This is a genomic window from Protofrankia sp. Cr1 (assembly GCF_963555865.1).
Taxonomy (GTDB): Bacteria; Actinomycetota; Actinomycetes; order Frankiales; family Frankiaceae; genus Protofrankia.
The window spans coordinates 1,371-2,546 of sequence record NZ_CAUVXO010000706.1 but is presented as its reverse complement, the minus strand read 5'-3'; the positions used below and the strand labels follow the sequence as shown (position 1 = coordinate 2,546).

The 1,176-nt window shown below is 70.7% G+C and carries 1 protein-coding gene and 1 pseudogene; both read left to right on the top strand.

The window, feature by feature from the left end; all coding sequences use genetic code 11:
• A partial coding sequence (locus U9980_RS28315; protein ID WP_322770724.1) for a hypothetical protein occupies positions 1-906 on the top strand: 906 nt, incomplete at its 5' end.
• 140 nt (positions 907-1,046) lie between these two features.
• Positions 1,047-1,176 (top strand): annotated as a pseudogene (locus tag U9980_RS28885) (Uma2 family endonuclease); the annotation flags it as partial.

Genomic DNA, 1,176 nt, shown 5'->3' with positions numbered 1-1,176 from the left:
CCCTTCGACCGCACCGCTACACCCCTGATCGACGGGTGCCTGCACAGCGGCACCCACTACCTCGACCTCGCCGGAGAGGTGCCCGAGTTCCAGACCGCTGCGGCCCGCGACGCCGAAGCTGTGCAGGCCGGCGTGATGGTGCTGCCCGGCGCCGGATTCGGCGTGGTGCCCACCGACTGCCTCGCCATGCACCTGCATCGGCGCCTCCCCGACGCCACCCGGCTGGAGCTCGCCTTCCAGACCGTCGGCGGACTCTCCCGCGGCACCGCCACGACGCTCCTGCGTGACCTGCCGCGGACAGGAGTTCGCCGCCGCGACGGCGAACTCCTCCCACAGCGGGCCGCCGCGCGGCGTATGCAGGTCGACTTCGGCCAGGGTCCGATCACCGTGGCGACCAACCCGTGGCGGGCCGACCTGGTCACCGCGGCCTACTCCACAGGCATCGCCACCATCGACACCTTCACAGCCCTGCCCGCACCTGTGCGGGGCCTGATGCGCATCGCGCCCCGCATGCCCGTATTGTTCGGTTCCGCCCCGTGGCGTGCGGCCATGAACGCCCTCATCCGGCGCCTGCCCGCCGGACCAACCGACCAACAGCTCGCCGCCGGCGCCAGCCGCATCTGGGGCCGCGTCAGCACACCGGACGGCCGCGAGGCCGCGGCCACCATCCACGGACCGGAACCCTACGAATTCACCGCCCAGACCGCGCGCCTGCTGCTGCGACACATCCTCGCAGGGCAAGCGATTCCCGGATTCCACACGCCGGCGTCGGCCTACGGCGCAGACCTCGTTCTCGAACTTGACGACATCCGCCGCATCGACATCGACATCGACACCACTTTCGACGGTCTGCCGCCGCGTGTCCCACGAGCGAGCCGGACCCGTCGCCGGTCCAGGTCCACCTGATCGACATGGAATCCGGCGTCACGCCACGCCAGCGCCTGCCTGAGACGATCACCAACCGGTTGCGCAGATCGGGCGGCTGCGCTGCTCCCACATGCCTGCGCCTACGCGGTGGCGGTGACCCGGCTGATCTCGGCGAGAACCGCGCCAACACGATCGACATCATGCCGGCCCGGCCCGAGCACATCCTGCTTGTCGTCGAGGTCGTCTCGCCGGGCTCGGAGACGACCGACCGGATTGTCAAGGCCGAGCAGTACGCGAGGGCCGGAATCT